Source organism: Humisphaera borealis, assembly GCF_015169395.1.
In the GTDB taxonomy this organism is placed as follows: domain Bacteria; phylum Planctomycetota; class Phycisphaerae; order Tepidisphaerales; family Tepidisphaeraceae; genus Humisphaera; species Humisphaera borealis.
Window position 1 is genome coordinate 5,528,508 of sequence record NZ_CP063458.1, and the last position, 18,048, is coordinate 5,546,555.

Annotated in this window: 13 protein-coding genes; 3 read left to right on the top strand and 10 right to left on the bottom strand. The window is 63.0% G+C overall.

Annotated features, from left to right (window positions below):
* The first annotated feature begins 239 nt into the window (after window positions 1-239).
* Window positions 240-857 carry a helix-turn-helix domain-containing protein gene (locus IPV69_RS20780; protein ID WP_206291641.1) on the top strand — a complete coding sequence of 206 codons (618 nt, stop codon included), beginning with the start codon at window positions 240-242 and terminating at the stop codon, window positions 855-857.
* A gap of 664 nt (window positions 858-1,521) precedes the next feature.
* On the opposite strand, the gene IPV69_RS20785 is transcribed toward IPV69_RS20780, so the two are convergent.
* The 9 genes from IPV69_RS20785 to IPV69_RS20825 all read right to left on the bottom strand — a co-directional run bounded on the left by IPV69_RS20785 (window position 1,522) and on the right by IPV69_RS20825 (window position 14,826).
* The gene (locus tag IPV69_RS20785; protein WP_206291642.1) at window positions 1,522-2,679 is read right to left on the bottom strand and encodes a TlpA family protein disulfide reductase; all 1,158 of its coding nucleotides are present in this window, start codon (window positions 2,677-2,679) and stop codon (window positions 1,522-1,524) included.
* A 113-nt stretch (window positions 2,680-2,792) separates the two neighbouring features.
* Window positions 2,793-4,130: an amidohydrolase family protein gene (locus tag IPV69_RS20790; protein WP_206291643.1), complete on the bottom strand. Its 1,338-nt coding sequence runs from the start codon at window positions 4,128-4,130 to the stop codon at window positions 2,793-2,795.
* A gap of 110 nt (window positions 4,131-4,240) precedes the next feature.
* A complete protein-coding gene (locus tag IPV69_RS20795) occupies window positions 4,241-7,528 on the bottom strand; it encodes an amidohydrolase family protein (RefSeq protein WP_206291644.1) in 3,288 nt (1,095 codons plus the stop codon).
* Window positions 7,529-7,579: 51 nt separating this feature from the next.
* A complete protein-coding gene (locus IPV69_RS20800; protein WP_206291645.1) occupies window positions 7,580-8,926 on the bottom strand; it encodes a (Fe-S)-binding protein in 1,347 nt (448 codons plus the stop codon).
* A gap of 83 nt (window positions 8,927-9,009) precedes the next feature.
* Entirely contained in the window at window positions 9,010-10,005 is a 996-nt protein-coding gene (locus IPV69_RS20805) for an FAD-binding oxidoreductase (RefSeq protein WP_206291646.1), read from the bottom strand.
* Between the two features lie 149 nt (window positions 10,006-10,154).
* A complete protein-coding gene (locus IPV69_RS20810; RefSeq protein ID WP_206291647.1) occupies window positions 10,155-10,616 on the bottom strand; it encodes a potassium channel family protein in 462 nt (153 codons plus the stop codon).
* A 163-nt stretch (window positions 10,617-10,779) separates the two neighbouring features.
* Complete coding sequence (locus tag IPV69_RS20815) at window positions 10,780-12,687, bottom strand: flotillin family protein (protein WP_206291648.1); 1,908 nt, start codon at window positions 12,685-12,687, stop codon at window positions 10,780-10,782.
* 83 nt (window positions 12,688-12,770) lie between these two features.
* Window positions 12,771-13,571: an OB-fold-containig protein gene (locus IPV69_RS20820; protein WP_206291649.1), complete on the bottom strand. Its 801-nt coding sequence runs from the start codon at window positions 13,569-13,571 to the stop codon at window positions 12,771-12,773.
* Between the two features lie 124 nt (window positions 13,572-13,695).
* Window positions 13,696-14,826 (bottom strand): trypsin-like serine protease, encoded by a 1,131-nt coding sequence (locus IPV69_RS20825; RefSeq protein WP_206291650.1) that lies wholly within the window; start codon window positions 14,824-14,826, stop codon window positions 13,696-13,698.
* A 485-nt stretch (window positions 14,827-15,311) separates the two neighbouring features.
* Here IPV69_RS20825 and IPV69_RS20830 point away from each other — a divergent pair, with 485 nt between their 5' ends.
* The gene (locus tag IPV69_RS20830) at window positions 15,312-16,064 is read left to right on the top strand and encodes a peptidoglycan recognition protein family protein (RefSeq protein ID WP_206291651.1); all 753 of its coding nucleotides are present in this window, start codon (window positions 15,312-15,314) and stop codon (window positions 16,062-16,064) included.
* Window positions 16,065-16,527: 463 nt separating this feature from the next.
* Window positions 16,528-17,415, top strand: a complete 888-nt coding sequence (locus IPV69_RS20835; RefSeq protein ID WP_206291652.1) for a serine/threonine-protein kinase — start codon at window positions 16,528-16,530, stop codon at window positions 17,413-17,415.
* A gap of 24 nt (window positions 17,416-17,439) precedes the next feature.
* Here IPV69_RS20835 and IPV69_RS20840 read toward each other — a convergent pair whose 3' ends face one another.
* Window positions 17,440-17,934 carry an SRPBCC family protein gene (locus IPV69_RS20840; RefSeq protein ID WP_206291653.1) on the bottom strand — a complete coding sequence of 165 codons (495 nt, stop codon included), beginning with the start codon at window positions 17,932-17,934 and terminating at the stop codon, window positions 17,440-17,442.
* Window positions 17,935-18,048: the final 114 nt, after the last annotated feature.

The window sequence follows — 18,048 nt, forward strand, 5'->3', positions numbered from 1 at the left end:
TCACGTTTGCATTGGACAAACGACCCGGCTTGGGTTCTAATCCTCGTACCACCACCGCGCTCCCCACGATCGGGGAGAGCTTCATGACGCGCCTGTCCGAGCCGGTACGGCCATCTTTAGTTCCGATGCATGCAGTCGCATCGGTCGATTCCATCCGGGGAGAATCCCCCAAGCTTTCTGTATCAACTTCAGGCAGCAACCACGGTTCGTCCGAAAGAACCGGCCAGGCTTTCTCGCCGATGGGTCAATCGTTGCCGGCCACGCCGCCGGTGCCTAGTTCCGTTGTCGCTGCCCGTCTGCGCTGGTTCCGCACCGAGCGGGGTTTACGCCTCGAAGACGTCGCCAAACGGGCCGGATACACCAAGGGATTTCTGAGCAAGATCGAGCACGGCAAGGCGTCGCCGCCGATGACGACGCTGCTTCGCGTTGCCGCCGCGTTGGGTGTGGAGGCTGACGTTCTGTTCGCCCCGGACGCGGGCGTCGCACCCGACGCGACGGTGCACACCAGTTCCGGCGCGGGCGTTCACGTGCGTGACGACACCGCCGGCCCCGGCCGCACCTTGCTCGCTGTCGCCGCCAACCGGCATCACAAGTTGATGGAGCCGTTCGTTGTAACCCTCGAACCGGGACAGACTTCGACCGAGCGCCGGCTGACCTACCCGGGCGAAGAGTTCGTCTACGTACTGGAAGGCGAGATCGATTACACGGTGGGAGAAGAAACCTTCACCATGAAGCCGGGCGACGGGCTTTACTTCAACTCGACCCGCCCGCACGCCGCGATCAGCAGAGGCGGCAGGGCACGCATGGTGCGGGTCTTCTGCGCGTCGCCGGCCCGGCGGAACCGGGGAGAAGAGTAGCCTAGATGTCAGAGCGCTTCTCGCCCTGCCAAGGAATCGCTTCCTTGCGAGTTCTTTTGCGTCTTGCGATTCGGAGCCCGCACTCGGGGCAACGAATCTTGCTTTCCCGAAGATCATAGCCGCATTTCGGACAATGCCCGACCGGATGTCCTGTCTGGGTTAAGCCGTGAATCATCCACCTCGCGAGGCGGAGCCCCGGGAAGATTCCAAGCACCACGGCCATCTGCCAAAACGGAACGACGAGACTCCAACTCCGAGTGTGGATCTCTCGGCCGTTTACAACGGAGATGAGTTCAAATTCCGATGGATGGTGGAATCGAAAGCCCCTTGCACCCAAGACCGTCCGCCCCCGCGCACCGTCGTCGAAGTACGAAAGCATATGTGACATTTCGCTGGAACTGGGGGCACGAATGAGAAACTCTGAGGAGTACGCCTCAAACGCATCTCGATCCCAGCTGATCCCCCTTTCAACAACAACTGCTTGAGTTTCAGACTCTCGAGTGATGACCCGGGGCCAACGCGGCGCACCCACGTATTGAACAGAAAGCCAAAGACCGCAAACCACGAAAAGAAGGACGGAAATCACAATCCGGCATACACGCCTACCGCGAGCAACGAAAGATGCCGCAAAACCGGTGAGATACCGCATCAACGCATACCTACTTCATTCGGCGAGCAGTTTCGGGATCAGTTCCTTGTAGTTCTCCCGGGCCGTGACCGATCGCACGACGCCTTTCTTGTCGATCAGGAACATTGTCGGGATGCCGTCGATGCCGAACTCTTCGGCGAGCGGATGCCAGCCGGGCTTGCCGGGCTCGAAGAGCTGCGGCCAGGGCATGTCGGCGTTCTGTGACAGGAAACCCTTGAGGTCGTCCACGTCGCGGTCACACGAAACGCCAACAATCTCAAGCCCCTTGGCGTGGAACTCGGCATAGACCTTCTTCACTTCGGGCAGCTCGGCGCGGCAGGGCGGACACCAGGTCGCCCAGAAATCGACGAGAACAACCTTGCCCTTCCAGCCGGCGGTGCTGAACTTGCTTCCGTCCAGCGCCGCACCCTGAAGCACCAGTGGCTTGTTCACCAACCCCTTGAGCTTTCGTTTCCCCGCCAGCGTCTGCGCGATCTGCTGCGCGACCGGCCCCTTGAGATCTTCCGAAACAATCTTCTCGGCCTGCTCGGCCAGGGTGGCGTTGGCGGCGGTCTCGGTCATCACCGCGGCGACCTGCGCGATCGTGGGGTTGTCGCGGCGAACCTTGGCCAGCTCGGAAAGTTCCAGAGCGAGCTTCTCCTGCGAGAGGGCCTCGTTGCGGGCCCGAACCCAGCGGACCAACACCGACCAGGCCTTTCCGCCGGTGGCAATTTCGTCTTCCGGCGAAACGGTCAGGCGCTTGATGTCGTCGTCGGCGGCCTTGTCACCGAGAACAGCCATCCAGGCCTTGAGCTCCATTGAAGCGCGACCGATCTGGATCGCCGATCGCGGCTCGGCCTTGACGTATTCGTCAAGCAGGCGGCTCAACCGGCGCATCGCCGGAAGGGCCGTGACGGCGGCCTTGTCTCGCTGTGCCGGATCGTAGAGAGCCTCCATCGACGGAACGGCCTCGGACATCGCCTGTCCGGCCTCGTTCAGCTCCTTTTGGATTTCTTCGATGCTGCGCACGGGTTCAACCGTGACGCCGGGTGCCTGGCCGAAGGCCGGCCGCGACGGCATTACCCAGGTGCCGCCGGCGACGGCAAGTACCATTAGAAGCCTGCGCGATAAACGCATCGCCATCGCGAGTCGAAGCGCCGGGTCACGGGGAAGGGGTGAGGAGGATAGCTGCATATGAGTTTCCGATGTCCGTTTGCCGACCGGCAGATAACAAAGGGCGACGAGAACAATCCCGGTGGCAACAGGAACAAGTCTAGCCGCGCCGAATCATCGCGCGGCTATACTTTTCACTTATACTTCTCCTGGTACTTCTTCCAAAGCCGGGTGTGACGGCTGGTCAGATCAACGGGCCGGCCCTGGATGAACGCAAGTTCAACCTGCGTCGGTGTTTCCAGCACATCGCCGGACGTGACGATGAGCGTGGCGTCCTTCCCTTTTTCGATCGAGCCGACCCGGTCCGCGACGCCCAGGATCGTCGCCGCGTGCAGCGTGATCGACCGAACCGCCTCATCGGCCGGCAGCCCGAAAGCGACGGCCTGCCCGGCGTGATACGGCAGGTTGCGGACGTTCGACGCGAAGCGGCCGCTATAGCTGATGCAGTAGGTGACGCCCGCTTTGTGCAGGCGCGCCGGCAGGGCATAGGCTTCGTCGTAGTCGGCGTCGCGACGCTGCGGCACGCGCTGGGTCCCGCTGACGACCACCGCCACGTTATTCCGCTTGAGCAGATCGGCGCATCGGTCGGCATCGTACCCGCCGACGATAACGAGCTTCACCTTCTGCTTCGCGGCGAACGCGACCGCCGACTCGATCTGCCTGAGCTCGTCGGCCCAGACGAAGATCGGGAGATCGCCTTTAACAACCGGGACCATCGCCTCCAGGCGTGCGTCGAATCCAGCCGGCGCTGGTGCCCGGGGACCGGCGGGCCGGGTCGTCGGTCCGGAAGCGACGGTTCGCCCGGCGGCGTAAGCGCGGGCCTCGTCGAAGAGCGCTTCCAACTCCCTCAGTTGATCGCCCCGACGTGAAACTTTGTCTTCTTCCTCGCCGGCGGCGGCGCCCCTCCGTGCCTGCGACATACGCGGCCAGGCGATGTGCATGCCGACCGGCGCCTTGAGCGTCATGTCTTCCCAGGTCCACCCGTCCAGTTGCAGCAAGACGCTTGTCCCTGTGACCAAGCCGCCGGACGGCGTGGTCAGGTTCAGCAGCACGCCGTTGGCCCGGGTGACGGGAATCAGTTCGCTGTCGGGATTCACGCCGCGTTCGGCGCGTACGTTGGCATTAAGCTGCCCGGCTTCGGAAGCGTCGCGCGACGCGCGGACGGAGGGGATCTCTACCAATCCAAGCTCGTTGCCGATCGCGATCAGGCCGGGATAGACGCGCTTTCCCTTGATGTCGATCGCACGGCCGCCTTCCGGCAGTTTTGGAGGCGCATCTTTCCCGAGGTCGGCAATCTTGCCGTTCTCGATGAGAACCCAACCGCCGAGGATGACGTCTCCCGATACCGTGTGAATGTCACCGCCGTGCAGTAGAAGCGGACCGGGCAGCGGCTTGCCTGGTATCTGGTCGTTACCTGACGCATTCGAGATGGCAATCCCCAGCGTCGCGACGAGGACTGCAATCAGTGACACACATGTCCAACGACTCTTCGTTTGGATGTCACGCGAGTCCGGCAATCGACGCGAGCCCACCCCTTCGGGGATGGCGCTAAAAGATGATTGCATGTTCTGAATCCGGTTCATCACTTGCCCCCTTCCACGCGGCAGCCGCAGTACAGGTCTTCCCGGGCCCACTTGTCGCGCTCGCGCGGTTCCTTGTCCTTGTCGTCGGCGACGGCGGCGTCGCCGGAGAGGATCTTTTGAATCAACGTCGTCCGCCGCTCGGCGTCGCGCTGGCGCATCTTCTGGTCGTCGGTGCGGCTGAAGTAGAGCCGGCCGTCGATCCAGGTTTCGTTGACGCGGCTCATCGTCGAAAGGGGGGAGCCGCTCCAGAGAACCAGGTCGGCGTCCTTGCCGGGCTCGATCGACCCGACGCGATCGTCGATCCGGAGCTGCTTTGCCGGGTTGAGTGTCACAAACTTGAGCGCTTCCACCTCCGGCACGCCGCCATACTTCACCGCCTTGGCGGCCTCCAGGTTCAATCGCCGGGCCATCTCGGCGTCGTCGCTGTTGAAGCTCACCAGAACGCCGGCGTCACGCAGGAGCTGGCCGTTGTAGGGGATGGCATCGTAGACCTCGAGCTTGTACGCCCACCAGTCGCTGAAGCTGCTGGCCCCGGCACCGTGTTTGGCGATCGCGTCGGCGACCTTGTAACCCTCTAGGATGTGCTGCAGCGTAGCGATCTTCACGCCGAACTCTTCGCACACCCGCAGTAAGGCAAGAATCTCATCCTGCCGGTAGCTGTGGCAGTGGATCAGCCGCTTGCCGCTAACGATCTCCCACATCGCTTCCAGCTCCAGGTCGATGCGTGGCGGAACTCCGACCGCAGTCGATTTGTAACGCTCGTGGGCCTGGTGGTACTCGCGGGCGGCGGTGAATCGGTCTCGGATGATCTGCTCCACGCCCAGCCGCGTCTGCGGATACCGGCTGGTGAACTTTTCGCCCCAGTTGGCCTGCTTCACGTTTTCGCCGAGGGCGAACTTCACGCCCGGCGCCGCGTCCTGGAACTTCATCTGTTCCGGACCGGCACCCCAGCGGAGCTTGATGACCTGGTTCTGCCCACCGATCGGGTTCGCCGAGCCGTGAAGGATGTTGGACGACGTCACGCCGCCGGCGAGTTGGCGGTAGATGCTGATGTCGTCGGGGTCGATGAAGTCGCCGATGCGGACATTACAGGTGACGGCCCGCCCCGACTCGTTGATGCCGCCATCGGTCGCGATGTGCGAGTGACAGTCGATGATGCCCGGGGAAAGGTGGAGCCCAGTACAATCGACCACCTTCAGGTTCGCGTCGGGCTCGGGGAGCGAGCCGTTCTCAAAGACCGTTACGATTCTGCCGTCTTCGATCAATACACTCGCACTGGCAAGCTTCCCCTTGGGGCCGCTCGTCCAGACGGTTGCGTTCTGGAACAAGACGCGCCGCTTCTGCGGCGGTGTGGTGGTGCCCCGACTGCCCAGCGGGTAGTTGATGTCGAACGACGAAGGACGCGTTGTCGGATCGTTCTTCGACTGCGGCGCGGGTCCTGACGCCGCCTGCGACTTTGCGCCTTCGGCGCTCTCGGGATCGACCGGCTTCTTGTCACCCTCCTGAGCGGCGGAGGTGCGTTTGCCCGCCAGCGGGAATGTCGTCCCGTCGGGGAGCACCATCCGGCCCGACCATTCGTCGCCGATGATCGTTCCCGACACCTGGGCAACGCCGGCCATCCCCAGCCGATCGAACGCTTCGCCGGAGCGTTCTGCCTTGATCGTGAAGGTGATCTGGCCCGGCGCGTAATCGATATGTGCCAGTGCGGTGGGGGAAGGGCGTGTGGCGGCGGCGGCACCGGTGGCGACGGCGGTCGGTGCGCGAGCCGGCCGGGTGGCCGCTTCGCCCGCTGCCAGCGTGGTTAAGACGATCGTTCCGGCCAGCTTTACAGCGGTGCCGGTGATCCGTACCGACAGTGTGCGCTTGGTGTCGCCGGCGCCCCAGTTCAGCACCCAGACGCCGCGTGGGTCGGGGCTCAGCGACGGCGTCACCTCGTGCCGCCGACCGTCAACCCAGGTGGCCAGGACGAGTGTCTTGTCGGCGAAAAGATCGCCGTCAGTGACGAGGAAGCTTGCCGACTTCCCGCGATCGATCGAGCCGTGCGTTTTGTCGATACCGATCAGTTCCGCCGGCGTCGCGGTCAGCGAGCGCAGCGCCGCCTCCCGCGGCAGACCGCGTTTCACCGCCTTGCGGACCGCGGCGAGAAACCCGGATTTGTCTTTCAGCCCGTGTGACGTCAGTGCGATCTTGACGCCGGCCTTTTCGAGCCGGGCGGGATTCTCGGGCTGTAGATCCCAGTCCATCAATTCGTCGAGTGAGACCGCCAGTGCCGCCTCCGGCGATGCGACATTGGGCGCCTTCGCAAAGTTCACCGGGACGATGACGGCGCGCTTGGCGTCGGCGATGAGCTGCAGCCGGCGGTACTCCTGGCCACTGCCACGGATCACGATAGGGATTTCGAACTCCTTCCCCAGCAGGTCGGCACGCAGTGCGTAAAGCTCGTCGGGGGCGTCGACAAACAGGGGCATTTTCCCCTTCGCCGCCGGCACCAGCGCCGCCAGCGCGTCGTTGTGTTCCGGTCGGGAGAAAGATCGGTCGGTGTCCCACGCGGACCGCGTCTTGTCGTACCAGCGGGCGTCGAGGATCGCCTGTCGAACCAGCGACAGTGCGCCCATCGGCGAGTTGGGATAGACCCGATCGTCGCCACGCTTTGCCGCGGGTGTCAGTCGAACGTGCATGCCGACCATCGGTTGCAGGACGGTGTCAGTAGACGGGGAATCGTCGGTGGTGACGGCGACGCTCGAACCCTTGACGATCTGCCGCGATGGAACGACCAGCCTTGCGACGACGCCTTGCGACCGCAGCTTCTTGTTGGTTTCGGGGTCGCTCTTGTAGGCGTCGGAAGCGCGAAACTGCGGCGTGACGAAAGGATTCCAGTAACCCGCGCCGCCGACGGGACGCAGCATTTCGCCTGGAGGCGTATCGGCGTCGGGCGGTGTGTCGGAAAGCTCGCTGTACGCGTCGATCAGACCCGGATAGACCGTCTTGCCGGTCAGGTCCCAGATGCGAGCATCGGCAGGGGGTTTGATGTCGTCGCCCACGGCTTCGATGACACCGTCGCGGAAGACGACCGTCCCCTTCTCGACAACGCGGCCGGCCGACAGCACGAGGCGGGCATTGACGAAGGCGTGGACCGACGGAGGGTTCTCCTGCAACCCTTCCGGCGATGCGGATCGTTCCGCACGATCGCCGCGGGCAATCAATGCGAGAAACGCCGCGCACAGGGCTGGCAGAAGAAACAGCCCGGCGACAGCCAGCGGCCGACGGCGGCGCGGTGGAGAGTGCATGCTTTTCCTGAGGCAAAGGTCGGGAGATCGGGTGGGGCGATGATACCACGATCAGGTCGGACCGTGATGATCGCCGAAGACCGCCTGGTGCAGGATCTCCACCGGATGGACGACTTTCAGGGGCTGGCCGGCCTGTCGGGCGGCGGATTGCATGTGCATCGAACAACCCACGTTGCCGGCGATACAGACCTTCGCGCCGGTCGAGGCGACATACCGCAGCTTGCGGTCGGCCAGATCCGACGCCATTGCCGGCTGCGTCAGGTTGTAGGTGCCCGCAGCGCCGCAGCACATGTCGGACTCGGGCAGTGGAACCAGCTTGAGCCCCGGAACACTGGCCAACAACGCCCGCGGCTGGGCGGCGACCTTTTGCGCGTGGATCAGGTGGCAGGCATCGTGATAGGTGGCGGTCATTTCGACCGGATGCGCCATCGCCGGAAGTCCGATCTCGGCGAGGACTTCGGTGATGTCCCGCACGCGGGCAGCGAACTGCTTGGCCCGCTCGGCGTATGCCGGATCATCGCGCAGCAGGGTGCCGTAATCGCGCAGCATCGCTCCGCAGCCGGCGATATTGGTGACGATGTACTTGGGAAGTTTTGCCGCCCCAATCGGCAACGTCTGATCGATGACCTGCCGTGCCATGGCTTCGGCGTCGCCGTGCAGACCATTGTGGTGATGGATGGCACCGCAGCACCCGCCTGAGGGGGCAATCACCGTGCAGCCCGCGGCCTGGAGCAGATCGACCGCCTGCTGGTTCACGCGGGCAAACATGATCGAACCGACGCAACCCGGGAACATCGAGACCTCGGCCGTCTCGGATCGGTTGGTCGATGGAACCGATGATGGTGGAAGGCTGACGGCAACCGCACGGGGCCAGAGTGGTCCGTCGTCCGGCAGCATCGCCTCCATTTTGCGCAAGCCCGCGGGGAGCAGGTTGAACAGTCCAGACCTCCGAAGCAACGCGTAGACACCAATCTTCTGCAGCAATCGCGCCGGCAGGAGCGCGAGCTTGAGTCGGGTTGGTTTGGTGAGCACGTGCAAGAACATCCACCGCACGATCCGATCCTGCACGCTCATGTGTGCCGGCGGAAGCTTGGCGCGGGTTTCCTCTATCAGCTCGTGATAAACGACATTGCTCGGACAGGCGGTCTCGCAGGCACGGCAGTCGAGGCAGAGATCGAGATGATGACGGACGGTTTCCGTGGCTTCGATCTTGCCTTCGTGCAGGCCGAGCATGAGCTGGATGCGGCCGCGCGGCGAATCAGCTTCAAGGCCATTCTGCGTGTACGTGGGGCAGACGGGCAGGCAGAGCCCGCAGTGAACACAGGACAAACCGCGATCGAGGGTTCTCGGATCGAGCCGAAGGGCGGAAGGATTTACCTGGGCGAGCGGAGCGGTCATTCGGTCTCACAGATCAATATCGCTTCGAGTAACCGGGAAGCATCACGCCCACGGACAGCAGTCCGTGGGTCTACTCATTGCAGCTATCCCACGGACTGCTGTCTGTGGGCGTTCGCGTATGTGGTCGGGATGGGGTTCAACATCTGCGCCCCGTCAAATGCCCGCTTGAGTTGTTCCAAAACGTCTCGTTCTTCCGGCGAGAGTCCCGAAAGCACGGTCGATGAATCCCTCGAGTGATCGTTGAGCGACAGACGTCCGCCGACGGACTCGACCGCCGAGACCAGCTGCGCGACATCGTCCGGTATCGGGCCGACGACGATGCCGAATGCCGCGTCGGCAGTCCACCTGGAGTTGCCGGAGGCCAGTCCCGATGACGCTGTAAATGTCAGCAGCTTCGCCGGTGGTAGCGTCGCCCGAAATGCCCGGTCGCCGTGAACCCAAAGCGATCGCCGGTCGGCGATGTCGTCGTCCACCGTCCGCTCGACAATTCGCTTCGGCGAGAGTGAGGGTAGGTGCTGACGGTAGTAGTCGAGTGTTCGCTCGTCGCCGAGATAGCCCAGCCGCAGTGAATCCGCGGTCAGCACCTCCCATTGCGGCCGCAGGGGCGTCGGGAGCAGATCGTTGATCTTTAGGGGCTCCGGTGGAAGGTCGATCGCGATCGCACCGGCGGGACGGCGGTAGGTACGGGTCGTCAGCGTCATCAGGCGGCCGAAAACGCCGCGCTGACCGACCATGAACTTCGTCAGGTCGTAGCCGGCGACGTTTTTGACGGTTCGGCCGCCGGCGGTAATGAGATCGCCGCCGCCGTTGGTGAATTGAACGCCCAGCAACAGGTCGCGCCAGGCGCCATAGCCGAGGCGAAGGGGCCCCGTAGAGTTCTCGTTCACCAGTTGTCCGAGGGACAGTTCGGGATTGCCGTCGATCGGCAGCCACTGGCCGATCTCCGCCAGGCGCGACTGGGCTTCGGCGAGCGTGACATCGGCGCTGAACGTGGCGGTCATGTCCCGTTCGTGCAGGTCGATGCCCCCGGGTGGCACGAGCGGCGTTCGCGGCGGGCGGCTGTGGGCGTGGGAATCCATCTGGCGGGATGATAGCGGGGAGATGTCGAGAGCGAGAAGCGTCCCCGATTCGCGGTCGCACCGAAGGTGCACTCTTTCCGTTGCACGCTCCTGTCGGAGAGGCGTGCACGTGCGGTGCGACCGCTAATCTGGAACGAGATCTTTGGTGTTCACGTTTGCGGAGTCTGAACTTCTGCCGCGGACGTTGCTGCGGGCGGCAGGCGATCGAGGATCGATTGCAGGGTTTTCAAAATGTCCTGCTGGATCGCATCGGCCCGGCCGACCGTGTCGTCCTGCGCCTGCCCGTCGAGTGCCCGCGCTGCCAGCGCCGGACCGGCGGTCATCAGAATGGTGCCGATCAGCTTTCCGATCGGCGTTCGCGGAAAAATGTCGGCGTAGCCGACGCTCAGGCACGTCGAGCAATAGATCATCGCATCGTAGATGTCGTTGACCTTCGGATTGTGCCCCCGCTCGGCGGCCAGGAACGCCGCCGAGCTGACCGCGATCAGTGCGGCCGAGTTTCGCAGCGGCGCGCTGGCGAGTTTGGGAGCGAGCGCGTCGAGCGGCATCGTCTCGGGGATCTTGATCCCGAAGGCGGCCAGGCCGTAATTGAGGTCGTCTTTCCAGCCCATAACTGGCTCATTTCTCACTGACGGATGTCATTGTCAGTGACACCGGCTTCCAGCCCGTGCGCGTTGCAACGGAGGCGCAGGAAATCGAGAATTGCCCGAAGCCCTGCGCATCCGGCACGGGCTCGAAGCCCGTGTCACGGATGCACCAGGCGACGCCAGCCGCTTACGTCCGTTTCGGCTTCTTGTCCTGCGTGACGTCCGTTGCCGACTTGGCTTCGGCCGTCGCGACCGGCGTGCTGTGGCCGTTGCCGGTGGTCGGAGGTGCCGATGCGTCGGTACTCGACGGCGTCAGGCTCGATGCGACACTCCCGACCACCTTGGCCAGTAGTTCCTGCCCGCCTGTCGGCAGCGTGCGCATCAGGCCGTCGGCGGCATTGCCGAGGCTGGCGGCTCGCATGAACTGCTGGCTCATGGTCGCCATCGTGCTCGGGTCGCCGAAGATCTGCATCTGCGCCTTGGAGAACATGTTCGCCATCGCCTGGGCGGCGGCGATTCGGACTTCCTTCTCCATCTGGATGCGGAGCTTTTCGAGTTCGAAATTGAGTGCGGCCGCTTCGAACTCCTGCTTGTTCGACAGGCTGAGGCGTTCGACGTCCACCCGCGCCTGCTCGACGTTCACCAGCTCCCGCTGCACCGTGACGTCGACCATTTTCAGCGCCCGCTCACCTTCGGCGCGCTTCGCGGCCGACTGGGCGTCGGCGTCGGCGACACGCAGCTTGGCTTCGTACTGCATCTCGGCCGCCGTCCGCTGACCTTCGGCTTCCTTGACCGCCATGTAGGCCATCACGTCGGCGTTGGTCTGCTCGCGGATCTTGCTTTCGTTGATCGACTGCTGGGCGGCGATCAGCTTCTTCTGCGCCTCGCGTTCGGCCTCGCTGGTGACCGTGACGGTGACGATCTTCTGTTTTTCGCGTTCGGCCTCGGCCTCGGCGGCAAGCACCTGGCCGATCGCCGTTGCACGTTCCCGCTCCTTTTCCGCCACCGCCACCTGCTTGGTCCGCTCGGCGACTTCGACCGCCTGCTTCTTCAGAATGTCGGCGGTTTCCTGCTCCTTCATCTTGGCGATGATCGCCACCCGCTTGGCGATCTCGGCCTGCTCGACGACCAGTCGTCGCTCGACTTCGCTCGTCTCGACGGCCTTGAGCTTCTCGATGTCGCGCTTGGCGATCGCCTCGTCCTGGGTGATCTTGAACTCCGCCACCTCGCGGTCGCGGGCCGCCTTGACGTTGGCCACCTTCATCCGCTGCTCGGCTTCAAACTCCGCCTGGTCGCGCTGCAGGTCGAGCACCTTCTTGGAGGTCGCCACGTTCTTTTCGACCACGGCCCGTTCGGCTTCCCGTTCGATTTCGTTCCGTTCGATGCGGGCTTTCTGCGTGATTTCGGCGATCTTGCGCAGGCCCTGGGCGTCGAAGACGTTCCGCTCCTGAAGCGCCGAGGTGTCGGTCTGGTCCAACGCCGAGATCGTCACCGATTCAAGGGACAGGCCGTTGCTCGCCAAATCGTGCTGAACGATCTCCTGCACACTGGAAGCGAATTCGTCGCGCTTGCTGTGCAGTTCGACGAGGTCCTTTGTAGCGGCGACAGTGCGCAAGGCGCTGACGAGCTTCTCTTGGACCAGTTCGCTCACGGCCTCCGGTTGGATGTTCTTGCCACCCAGCGACCGCGCCGCCTGCAGGATGTTGTCGGCGTCGGACTGCACCTTGATGTAGAACTCGGCCGACAGGTCGACGCGCAGATTGTCCTTGGTGATCAGGGCGTGCGGTCCGCGTCGTTCGACGTTGAGGCGCATCGTTTCGAGCGAGACCGGAATGACCTGATGGATGACCGGAATCACCAGCGTGCCGCCGTCGCGCACGACGCGGACGCCGCCCATGCCGGTTCGAACGAAGGCCATGTTCGCCGACGCCTTGCGGTACAGCCGGGTGATCAGCAGGCAGACGCAGCCGATCAGAAGCAGTACGAAGCCAGCGATGGACAACGCCACTTTAACCGTGAAGTCGAACTGTCCCTGCGTCAGCCAGGGGCCGATGGTCAGGGCTGCACCGATGAGAATGAGGACGACGATGGGCATACGAACTCCGATCAAGAGTTGCGAGCATTGCAGGCGTCACGCCTGCGGATCACAGGCCTGAAGCCTGTGGTGTGTTTTGTTTGTCAGGACGCGAAGACTTTCTGGGCTTCCACAGCCTCGGGGGCGACCACCCTGTAGAGATTCTCCCTCGCGTTGTAGGCGACCAGTACGACCGGCTGATTCTTAGCGATCGGTCCGTGGCCGTCGGCGACGCGACAGGGCACCTGGTGCAGTTCCCCGCGGTCGTCACGGAGGGTCACCATACCGAATTTGTCGCTGATGTCGTACAGCGCCACGCCGCGGAGCCCGAGCAGGTCGTGTCGGCGACGGGCGGTGGTTTCGTCCAGCGGTAACCAGCGGTCGATCGATCGGACGACCAGCCGGGTGACCAGCAGCGACAGGAGCACCGCCGCCGGCAGCGAAACGAAAGTCACCTGCCAGGGGCGTTCGAAATAGTCGCGGAAGCTCTGGTTGAAGAGAAACCCGCTGACGCCCCACGTCAGGCAAAGGACCATGAGCAGGATGCTCAGCGGCACCCGACCGACGCCAATCCAGATCAGCGCCGTCTTGAGCGCGCCCGGATCGGGCGCAATCGAACCATGGTCGGTCGTCGGCGGCGAACCGTGGAAGAGGTCGCCGGTCCCGCCCGCATGGCCGGCGGATGCTGGGGCGACGGCGGTGTCGGTGCCGTCGGCATCCAAGTCGGCGTCGTGGTCGATGTCCGCCTCGGCGTCGACGTCGGTGTCGGCGGAGAAGTCGTGATCGGCATCGGCATCACCAAACGTGATACCACTGACCGCATACAGCAGGAGGTACGTGAGGGCGACAGCGAACGGCACGATGAAGACGAGATTTTGCCAGCCCAGAAGCCATTCAGATGTCATAGGTTCGTCCCCTTGTCAGGGGTGTCAGGCTTGTGAGCCGACATTGTACCTATTCCTGCGGCGTGTGGTGGTATAACCGGCCCCAATGAATGTAACCGCCTGTGGCGACAGCACGTGTGGGCGTTTATTGGTGCGTTCGTTGGGGGCGTCTGAACCCCGCGAGGAGAAGAAGCGGAGCCACTAGAAGAGCGCCCGGTTCCGGGATCGCTCGAAGGCCGACCTCTGCGCTGCGCACGTTGCCGACGACCGACGATCCGGCGGCCGAGCCGCCCGCCCCGAGGCTTAACCCCTGTTTCGTCAGGAAGGAGATGTTGCGGGTGTTGGCCAACGAAGCGTAGATGCTGACGTCGCCGTACTGGAAATCCTGGCCCTTCTTGTTGAACCCGCCGTTGAGCACGCCGACGATGTTCCAGGCGTTGTTTCCGAAATCGGCCCAGAGGGCGCTACCGCTGTCGCCGCTGGCCGTCGTTCCCTCATAGGTCAGGGGCGTGGACGGACCGAAGGTGCTGGTATTGCCGGTCGGGCTATCGAAATCGGTTTGGTAGGTGCCGTCACGGAGGATGGAGATTTCGTTGAACGCGCCGAGCTTGTTCGCGGCACCCGGGACGCTAAGGCCACGCCCGGTCCCCTGAAAGCCGTAGCCGACCATCGCGCCGCGCTTGCCGACGGCATCCCTGGACGACATACGGCCTGGCGTGACACCATTGACGGGGGATGACAGCGTGATGACTGCCAGGTCGAACGCCGCCTTTCCACCCTTGTACGCCGGGTTGATCTTGATCGACTTCACATTTGCCGACAGCGCCGACGGAATGTTGGTTTGCGTGCCGAAGGTCAGATACTTGAACGCCCGCGGGCGATCGACGGCAAGGTCGCCGTCGTCGTCGAACACGTGTGCAGCGGTCAGGATCTTGGTGGGGGAGACGAGGGTTGCCGACCCGATTTCGAAGCCGTCACGGCTGTCGGCGAGGTAGCCGGATGCACCGAAGGTCGGCCGTGCACCGATGGCGTTGTAATCGCCGACCGAACGGTCGTGCCGGATGTAAACCGCGCGGGCAGGCAGTGTCGGCAGGGCGATTACCAGGAGCGCGAGCGCTCGCAGGAAACCGCGAGTGAACTTGGTACGACCCGTCGCGACTGTCGAAGCACCCGCGACCGACCGGCTAATCGTGACGCCCGATGAGCGCATATACCGGAGACGGTACTCCTGGGGGTCGAGATAGGCCAGACCAAGGGGTTCGATAATCAGCGTCATCAGTTGGTAGAACCGCTCCGGGGAGTTTCACAGTTCGGATATGCCATATAGACGTCACAACCGGTGCGGTCGTTCGCCGGCGTCTACACCGCACAACCGGACGTCCGATAATACCTCGGCAGGCAGGCTGTTGCCCCAAGCGGCAGGGCGGCAGTCCCTAACACCGCGGTAACTGCAAGAAGCATAAGCATTTACGGATTTTGTTCGGGCTTCGAAGTGACCCACCAGAAGTCCCCCGTTTGTCCACGTCTGATAACCGTTACGGATTGGGGTTTCAGCCTTTGCGTCGCGGAATTTCGCAAGCGGTTTCCCGGCATGGCCGATCCTTCTTAAGGCAGTTTACGCAACGCTCGTTTTATCGGGTCAGTCATGTCCGGCTGATCCGGGTCCGAGAAGGCGTTCTGTTCCCGACTGGCGAAGCCCCGGCATTTCGTTACCTGCCGGTGGTTCAAGTGGGTCGACCTCTGTTTTTGGTGGGCTTGGTCATGAGTGCAGCAGTCATCGCAAAACCGGGCGTCCGAGGGAAGACCGGCCGCGCGTCGGTTCGACCGACCAGTCGCAAGGCGTCACCCGATCAGGCGACACCGCGTCGAACCAAGTCGGCGCCTCGCGCCCAAGCCCCGGCAGCAGCCACCAGCCGTCGGCGCAAGGTCATCGTTTTCGCCGGGCTTGTGGGGGTGATGACCATCACTGGCGCACTGCTGATGGCGATGCAGCCCACGCCGCTGAGCCCCGACATGTCCAAGAGCCTGATGTCAGTAGAGACTTCGGCCCAGGTCGAAGCGCTCTTCGACACGCAGGTTCCCGTGAACGTGAATCGCTGGAAGTACATCTACGTGCATCACAGTGGTGCGGCGACTGGCAATGCATCGATCGTCGCAGATGCTTCAGGATCGTCTGCGACACTGCCGGACCACTTTGTCGTAGGCAACGGCCTGGGCGCTGGTGACGGCGAAGTGCAGGTCGGCCAGCGGTGGAACGCTCAGCAGCCGGCGGGTAAGACCGTCGGGCTCGACCGGGTTGACAGCGATTGCATCAGCATCTGCGTGGTCGGTGATCTGGACCGGGCACCGGCAACCCCGCGACAACTCGAACAGCTTCAGCGGCTCGTCACCGCCCTCCAGGATCGACTGAAGGTGAGCCGGGACCGGGTATGGGTCGTTGATGCGGCCGGACTGCCGGCCGGCTGCGGCCGGTACTTTCCACGGGAAGCGTTTCGGACCGGTCTTTTGCCTTGATGACCAGCATATTTGTCAAATCAGAGTGCCTGCGGATGTCCGTCCGCAGGCACTTTTCGTTTCAAACAATCTGATTTGCGCGCCGAATGCCGCATCGTCACCCATAGACATCACGAAGAATGCCCTGTTCCCTGGTGTCCGGTCGGTCGGGCGGGGGACTAGGGATTGTCTTGCTTTCGCAAGACGTTTTCTCTAGGCTTGATTGGGAATACGTAAAGGCCGATGGCTTGGCGGCAAACGCGAGTGGGGATTTAGAAAAGTCATATATCGAGTCAGGTACTGGCTTTCGGTGGCACCTCAGTGTTGTTGTTGCCGTGGAACACCTGTCCGGTATCGAGTAGCGAGTAGTGACGGCAATCAAAGAAAGTGGCCGCGGCCCTTAGGTGAAACACCGGGTGGCCAAGAATCTGTGATGGATCGATTGCCTCGGTTCCGCAACGGAAGTTCCCGCAACTGAAGTTCCATGGTTCAGAAACTCCTTCAGTACGATGTACTCGGCCGCCTCGGCGAAGGTGCCAAGAGCACCATCTACAAGGTCCGAGACCCCGGAACCGGGCGCATCCTCGCCCTGAAGCACGTGGTCCGTAAAGACGAAAAGGACATCCGCTTCGTCGAGCAGATGGAAGCCGAGTTCGAAGTAGCCAAGGCCTTCCACCACCCCCACCTGCGCCGGTGCTTCGAGTTCAAAACGAACAAGACGATGATCTTCAAGGTCACCGAGGCCTTCCTCACCATGGAGTTGGTGGAGGGGCAGCCTCTGGACGTGTCGCTGCCGCGCGACATGATCGGCATCGTCGAGGTCTTCATTCAGTCGGCCGGCGCGCTGCACGCGATGCACAAAGCCGGCTACGTCCACTGCGACATCAAACCGATCAACATCATGATCACCACCGACGGCTCGGTGAAAGTGATCGACTTCGGTCAGAGTTGTAAGAGTGGAACGGTTAAGGAGCGAATTCAGGGCACGCCCGACTACATCGCTCCCGAACAGGTCGCCCGCAAGCCGGTGACCCCCCAGACCGACGTCTTCAATCTCGGCGCGACCATGTACTGGGCAGTGACCGGGCGGACCATTCCGACGCTCTACACCGTCAACAAGGCCGGCGACAACGCGATCCTGTCCGACGCGCTGTTCCAGACCCCGCAGCAGCTGAATCCGACGATTCCCGATCCCTTTAACCGCCTGATCATGGAGTGCATTTCCACCAGCCCGAGCAAGCGGCCGGCAACAATGGAAATGGTGATTCAACGGCTGGAGCTGGTGAAGCACATCCTGATGAAGAAGGCAGGAAAGCTTCAGGAGCAGGGCGCGGCGTCGGTTGCCCCCGATCTTTACGAAGACGAACCCTAAATCGCCCACCCTTCGGAAACGACTTCACCCGATCGACCGCACCATCACGTCCGGCTGAACTGCCCTTACCCATCCCAGGTCTTCCCCGATCACCTTCCGTCGATACCGGAAGATGTCCATCAATTGTCGCTTCACTGTCAGTGCGTGAACCAGACGCGAAACACCCGGGCCGGGAAGCTTATAGATCACGCGGTCGGTGCATTCGATCCCCTCGCCGGTAGTTTTGAACGTGTGCTGATGGTGCCAGAGCGTGTAGGGGCCCCGAATCTGCAGGTCGATGAACTGCGTCGGCGGCGTCCAGTCGATGATCCGGGTCCGCCATTTGATCGGGATTCCCGCCCAGCGAATGGTGTAATCGAGCGTCGAATCCAGCTCGATGTGGATCGGCTCGGGGGTTCTGTTGGTAAATTGAAGCCAGGGGGGCGTAATGCGGGGCAGGTTCTCGGCCCGGCTGAAAAACGACCAGGTCTTTTCCTGCGACGCCGCGACGACGAAATGGTCGGTCAGTTCGTAATACATGGTGGATGGTGCATGCTACGCGGCCATGTGGCTGAGATCGTTCACAAGATTTGGCGCGTCGGCATACTCGGCAAGCATGGCTTCCAGCCTCCATCTACGTTCCGGAAAGACGAT